At 61.9% G+C, this 6000-nt stretch carries 6 protein-coding genes and 1 tRNA gene; all 7 read left to right on the top strand.

Annotated elements, in window-relative coordinates; translation table 11 throughout:
- Window positions 1–319: 319 nt before the first annotated feature.
- The 7 genes from FS767_RS18570 to pth all read left to right on the top strand — a co-directional run bounded on the left by FS767_RS18570 (window position 320) and on the right by pth (window position 5996).
- On the top strand, window positions 320–2041 hold the full coding sequence (locus tag FS767_RS18570) for a tetratricopeptide repeat protein (protein WP_144967319.1): 1722 nt from the start codon (window positions 320–322) through the stop codon (window positions 2039–2041).
- Between the two features lie 4 nt (window positions 2042–2045).
- Window positions 2046–2663, top strand: a complete 618-nt coding sequence (gene lolB, locus FS767_RS18565) for a lipoprotein insertase outer membrane protein LolB (RefSeq protein ID WP_144967317.1) — start codon at window positions 2046–2048, stop codon at window positions 2661–2663.
- Between the two features lie 4 nt (window positions 2664–2667).
- On the top strand, window positions 2668–3528 hold the full coding sequence (gene ispE, locus FS767_RS18560) for a 4-(cytidine 5'-diphospho)-2-C-methyl-D-erythritol kinase (RefSeq protein ID WP_144967315.1): 861 nt from the start codon (window positions 2668–2670) through the stop codon (window positions 3526–3528).
- Between the two features lie 19 nt (window positions 3529–3547).
- Window positions 3548–3622 (top strand) — tRNA-Gln (locus FS767_RS18555).
- 48 nt (window positions 3623–3670) lie between these two features.
- Window positions 3671–4612 (top strand): ribose-phosphate pyrophosphokinase, encoded by a 942-nt coding sequence (locus FS767_RS18550; protein ID WP_003247410.1) that lies wholly within the window; start codon window positions 3671–3673, stop codon window positions 4610–4612.
- A gap of 120 nt (window positions 4613–4732) precedes the next feature.
- Window positions 4733–5332, top strand: a complete 600-nt coding sequence (locus tag FS767_RS18545) for a 50S ribosomal protein L25/general stress protein Ctc (RefSeq protein WP_144967313.1) — start codon at window positions 4733–4735, stop codon at window positions 5330–5332.
- A 79-nt stretch (window positions 5333–5411) separates the two neighbouring features.
- On the top strand, window positions 5412–5996 hold the full coding sequence (gene pth, locus FS767_RS18540; RefSeq protein WP_016501511.1) for an aminoacyl-tRNA hydrolase: 585 nt from the start codon (window positions 5412–5414) through the stop codon (window positions 5994–5996).
- Window positions 5997–6000 lie beyond the last annotated feature (4 nt).

Genomic DNA, 6000 nt, shown 5'->3' with positions numbered 1-6000 from the left:
CCCTGCGCAAGCCCTGCGCTCGGCCTCCTGAAGTCGCGATCTGCGGCGCCTGAACTACCGCGCGCTTAGAAGCAAAAACACGGGCATGGGATGGATGCAGGTATGCTACGGGCTTGGCAGCAGCAAGCGCTTGCGCGATGGCTACGCACAAGCCCCTGGCCCGCCGACCAGGCCACCTCCCGCGCTGCAAGCCGAACCACATCCTAATGTCGCGGTCTTCATAAACGAAGGATCCGCTTCATACCTTGGCCCGGTGGGTTTGCCACCGCGCTTGTGTCATCATGCCCCAACCGCCGGTGAGTCTCCTTATAAGCCCTCTATGAACAAACCCTACGCATTGCTGCTTGCCTTCGCCCTGCTCCAGGGCTGCCAGAGCCTGCCCGCGCACAAGGCCGAGCCTGCTGCTGCCGACGCCGGCAAACCCGAAGCCGAGAAGCCCATGGTGTACGGCTCGTTCAAGCAGGATACGCTCTATAACCTGTTGGTAGCCGAGCTTGCCGGGCAACGCAATCGCTTCGACATCGCCCTGGCCAACTACACCGATGAGGCCGCGCGAACCCAGGATCCTGGCGTCTCCGAACGCGCCTACCGTATCGCCGAATACCTGGGCGCCGATGAACCTGCGCTGGACAACGCCCTCATCTGGGCCCGCAACGACCCGCAGAACCTCGATGCGCAACGCGCCGCCGCCATCCAGCTGGCCCGCGCAGGCCGCTATGACGATGCCATGGCCTATATGGAAAAGGTCCTGCAAGGCCAGGGCGATACCCATTTCGATTTTCTGGCCCTGTCGGCTGCCGAAACCGACCAGAGCACACGTGACGGCCTGCTGCAGAGCTTCGAACGCCTGTTGGCCAAGTACCCTGACAACGGTCAGTTGATCTTCGGCAAGGCGCTGCTGCTGAACCAGGACGGCAAGGCCGAAGAGGCGCTTGAACTGCTCGAATCGCACGCGCCACAAAACGGCGAAATTGCACCGATCCTGCTGCGCGCCCGCTTGCTGCAAGCCCTGGACCGTGGTCCAGAAGCCCTCCTCCTGCTGCGCAAGGCGATTCGCGAAAACCCCGACGACAAGCGCCTGCGCCTTACCTATGCCCGGACCCTGGTCGAACAGGACCGCATCGCCGACGCCAAGGGCGAATTCGTCAGCCTGGTCCAGCAGTATCCCGAGGACGACGAGCTGCGCTATTCGCTGGCGCTGGTGTGCCTTGAAAACAAGGAGTGGGATGAAGCCGAAGGCTACCTGCAGGAGTTGGTCGAACGCGATAGCAACACCGATGCCGCTCACCTGAACCTCGGCCGCATCCGCGAAGAACGCCACGACCCGGCAGGTGCCCTGCGCCAGTACGCCCTGGTAGGGCCAGGGCCCGACTACCTGGCCGCGCAACTGCGCCAGGCCGACATATTGATCGCCAACGGCCGCGGCACCGAAGCCTCTCGCCTGCTCGCCGAAGCCCGCGAAGCCCAGCCCGACTACGCGATCCAGCTGTTCCTGATCGAATCGGAAAGCTACAGCAACAACAACAAGGACGCCCAGGCCAACCAGGTGCTGCAACAAGCCATTCAGCGCTACCCGGACGACCTCAACCTGCTCTACACCCGTGCCATGCTCGCCGAAAAGCGCGATGACCTGGCCCAGATGGAAAAGGACCTGCGCGCCATCATTGCCCGCGAGCCGGAAAACGCCATGGCCCTGAATGCCCTTGGCTATACCCTGGCCGACCGCACTACCCGTTACGCCGAAGCCCAGGCCCTGATCGACAAGGCGCATCAGCTGACCCCGGACGATCCAGCAGTGCTCGACAGCCTGGGCTGGGTGAACTATCGCCTGGGCAACCTCGACAAAGCAGAGGATTACCTGCGCCAGGCCTTCGCCAGCTTCCCCGACCATGAAGTCGCCGCCCACCTGGGCGAGGTGCTGTGGGCCAACGGCAAGCGGCGCGAAGCCCGCCAGGTGTGGGCCAAGGGCTTCGAAGCCCAGGCCGACAGCCCTGTGCTGCGCAAGACCCTCCTACGCCTGACCGGATCCGAGACCCTTTAAGACCATGCTATTGCGCCATTTCGTAACCTTCACCCTCATCGCCCTCCTGGCCGGCTGTGCCGGCATTGGCAGTCGCGAAGCCTTGCAGGGCCACGGCGATCCACAGCAGTGGAGTGCCCACAAACAGCAGTTGAGCAGCCTCGACGGCTGGCAGATCAACGGCAAGGTGGGCATCCGTGCCCCACGCGACTCGGGCAGTGGCACCCTGTTCTGGCTGCAGCGCCAGGACTACTTCGACATTCGCCTGGCCGGGCCGCTGGGCCGTGGGGCCGCACGCCTGACCGGCCGGCCTGACGCCGTGGTGCTGGAAGTGGCCAACCAGGGCCGCTACGAAGCCACCAGCCCCGAAGCGCTGCTGGAAGAGCAACTGGGCTGGAAGCTGCCTGTTTCCCACCTGGTCTGGTGGGTGCGCGGCCTGCCAGCGCCGGACACCAAGAGCAAGCTGACCCTCGACGGCGACAGCCGCCTGGCCAGCCTTGAACAGGACGGCTGGCAGGTCGAGTACCTGAGCTATGCCGAGCATAACGGTTACTGGCTGCCCGAACGCCTCAAGCTGCACGGCAAGGACCTGGACGTGACCCTGGTGGTCAAGGACTGGCAGCCCCGCCAGCTGGGGCACTGAGTCGATGCAAGCGCTTACCCTGCCCGCGCCGGCCAAGCTGAACCTGTGGCTGCACATCATTGGCCGCCGTGCCGATGGCTACCACGAGCTTGAAACGGTCTTCCAGTTTCTCGACCACGGCGACGAGCTGAGCTTCGCTGTGCGTGAGGACGGCATGATCCGCCTGCACAGCGACCTCGATACCGTGCCCCATGACAGCAACCTGATCGTGCGTGCCGCTCGCCAGCTGCAGGTCCAATCGGGTACGCCCCTGGGCGCGGACATATGGCTTGACAAGGTGCTGCCGATGGGCGGTGGCATCGGCGGCGGCAGCTCGGATGCCGCCACCACCCTGCTCGGCCTTGCCCACCTGTGGCAACTGGATTGGGACGAAGATCGCCTGGCTGCCCTGGGCCTGGGCCTGGGTGCCGATGTACCGGTATTCGTGCGCGGTCATGCCGCCTTTGCCCAGGGTGTGGGCGAACAGCTCACGCCGGTCGATCCGGAACAACCCTGGTATGTGGTGCTGGTTCCGCAAGTGTCTGTAAGCACAGCAGAAATTTTTTCACATCCGCAGTTGACACGTGATTCTCTCCCCCTTAAGATGCGCCCCGTTCCCAAGGGAAACAGTCGAAATGACTGCCAACCGGTGGTAGAGCAGAATTACCCGGAAGTTCGCAACGCGCTGAATTCGCTGGGGAAGTTCACAGAGGCTCGACTAACCGGAACTGGAAGTTGTGTGTTTGGGGCCTTCCCAAGCAAAGCCGAAGCTGATAAAGTTCTGGCCCTTCTTTCAGCGACCCAAACAGGGTTTGTGGCGAAAGGAAGCAATATTTCGATGTTGCATCGCAAGCTGCAAAGTCTGGTCAAGAAGTCGAGTGCCTAGCGCTCGCAGCAACAGATACAGGGGCGTCGCCAAGCGGTAAGGCAGCAGGTTTTGATCCTGCCATGCGTTGGTTCGAATCCAGCCGCCCCTGCCATTTTCCTTATACTCATCCAGGTATACCCTCAGCCTTCAGGTACTGCGCGTGTCCAAGATGATGGTCTTTACGGGGAACGCTAACCCCGATCTGGCTCGGCGTGTCGTACGTCAGCTGCATATCCCTCTCGGTGACGTCTCTGTCGGTAAATTCTCCGACGGCGAGATCAGCACTGAGATCAATGAAAATGTCCGCGGTAAAGACGTCTTCATTATTCAGCCGACCTGTGCACCGACCAACGATAACCTGATGGAACTGGTAGTGATGGCCGACGCCTTCCGCCGCTCCTCAGCTTCCCGAATCACCGCCGTGATTCCTTACTTCGGATACGCCCGCCAGGACCGCCGTCCGCGTTCGGCACGTGTAGCCATCAGCGCCAAAGTCGTCGCTGACATGCTCACTGTCGTGGGTATCGACCGTGTACTCACCGTCGACCTGCACGCTGACCAGATCCAGGGTTTCTTCGATATCCCGGTCGACAACATCTACGGTTCGCCCGTACTGGTCGACGATATCGAAGACCAGCGTTTCGAGAACCTGATGATTGTCTCCCCGGACATCGGTGGTGTCGTGCGCGCACGTGCTGTCGCCAAGTCCCTGGGTGTCGACCTGGGTATCATCGACAAACGCCGTGAAAAGGCCAATCACTCCGAAGTGATGCACATCATCGGCGACGTCGAAGGGCGCACCTGCATCCTGGTAGACGACATGGTCGACACCGCCGGCACCCTGTGCCATGCGGCCAAAGCCCTGAAAGAGCACGGCGCTGCGAAGGTTTACGCCTATTGCACGCACCCTGTCCTGTCGGGCCGCGCGATCGAGAACATCGAGAAGTCGGTACTGGACGAGCTGGTGGTGACTAACACCGTTCCACTGTCCGCCGCTGCTCAAGCCTGTGACCGTATCCGCCAGCTGGATATCGCACCGGTTGTCGCCGAAGCGGTTCGCCGCATCAGCAACGAAGAATCGATCAGCGCGATGTTCCGCTAAGCGGAACGCTCGCTGACGAAAAGCGCCCCGCCCCAGCACATCTGCTGGGGCGGGGCTTTTTTGCCATCCCCGTTGGCGCTGGTCGCAAACGCCCTCGGGGGGCTATTTTGGAGAAACAAAATGACTGATTTCACTCTGAACGCCCAAGCGCGTACTGACCTGGGGAAAGGTGCGAGCCGCCGCCTGCGTCACTCCGCCAGCATCCCAGCCGTTGTATACGGTGGTGATAAAGAAGCTCAATCCCTGACCATCGTGGCCAAGGAAATCGCCAAGCTGTTCGAAAACGAAGCTGCCTTCAGCCACGTTATCGAACTGAACGTCGACGGCGCCAAGCAGAGCGTCATCGTCAAGGCCATGCAGCGCCACCCAGCCAAAGGCTTCATCATGCACGCCGACTTCGTTCGCGTCGTTGCTGGCCAGAAGCTGACCGCTGTTGTTCCAGTGCACTTCATCAACGAAGAAGCACCGGTCAAGAAAGGCGGCGAGATCTCGCACGTTGAATCGCAGATCGAAGTTTCCTGCGAAGCCAAAGACCTGCCTGAGTTCATCGAGGTGGACCTGGCCAATGCTGAAATCGGCACCATCATCCACCTGTCGGACCTGAAAGCGCCGAAAGGCGTAGAGTTCGTCGCTCTGGCCCACGGTGATGACAAAGCAGTTGCCAACGTTCACGCACCACGCGTGTCCGCTGAAGCTGAGGAAGAAGGCGCTGCCGAGTAATCCACTCGCACGCCGGCGTTGATCGGGTTACAGTGCCGCGCGCCCTGTAACCCACCAACTCCAAGGAAGAGCCCCTGACGTGACCGCCATCCAGTTGATCGTCGGCCTGGGTAACCCCGGCCCCGAATACGAACAGACCCGGCATAACGCAGGGGCTCTTTTCGTTGAACGCATTGCCAGCGCCCAGCGCATCTCGCTGACCGCTGACAAGAAATATTTCGGCCTGACGGCTAAATTCAGCCATCAGGGCAACGATGTTCGCCTGCTGATCCCCACCACCTACATGAACCGTAGCGGCCAGTCCGTGGCGGCGTTGGCCAATTTCTTCCGGATCAAACCGGAGGCCATCCTGGTGGCACACGACGAACTCGACCTGCCTCCCGGCGTTGCCAAGCTCAAGCGCGGCGGCGGCCATGGCGGGCACAACGGCCTGCGCGACATCATCGCGCAGCTCGGCAACCAGAACGACTTCCATCGCCTGCGGCTCGGTATTGGCCATCCAGGCGACGCCAAGCTGGTCTCCAACTTCGTCCTGGGCCGCGCACCGCGCGCCGAGCAGGAGAAGCTCGACGCCAGCATCGACTTTGCCCTCGGTGTGCTGCCGGACGTGCTCGCTGGCGACTTCGCCAAGGCGATGCGCGAGCTGCACAGCCAGAAGGCCTGATTTC

Origin of the sequence: Pseudomonas sp. DE0010, assembly GCF_007680745.1 — a bacterium.
GTDB classification, from domain to species: Bacteria; Pseudomonadota; Gammaproteobacteria; order Pseudomonadales; family Pseudomonadaceae; genus Aquipseudomonas; species Aquipseudomonas parafulva_B.
The sequence above is the reverse complement of the archived record's forward strand: the minus strand, read 5'-3'. Positions and strand labels throughout refer to the sequence as shown.

Bases quoted from the DNA above. Each gene is read 5' to 3' on its own strand.
- FS767_RS18570 (WP_144967319.1), top strand. From the start codon at position 320: ATGAACAAACCCTACGCATTGCTGCTTGCCTTCGCCCTGCTCCAGGGC.
- lolB (WP_144967317.1), top strand. From the start codon at position 2,046: ATGCTATTGCGCCATTTCGTAACCTTCACCCTCATCGCCCTCCTGGCC.
- ispE (WP_144967315.1), top strand. From the start codon at position 2,668: ATGCAAGCGCTTACCCTGCCCGCGCCGGCCAAGCTGAACCTGTGGCTG.
- FS767_RS18545 (WP_144967313.1), top strand. From the start codon at position 4,733: ATGACTGATTTCACTCTGAACGCCCAAGCGCGTACTGACCTGGGGAAA.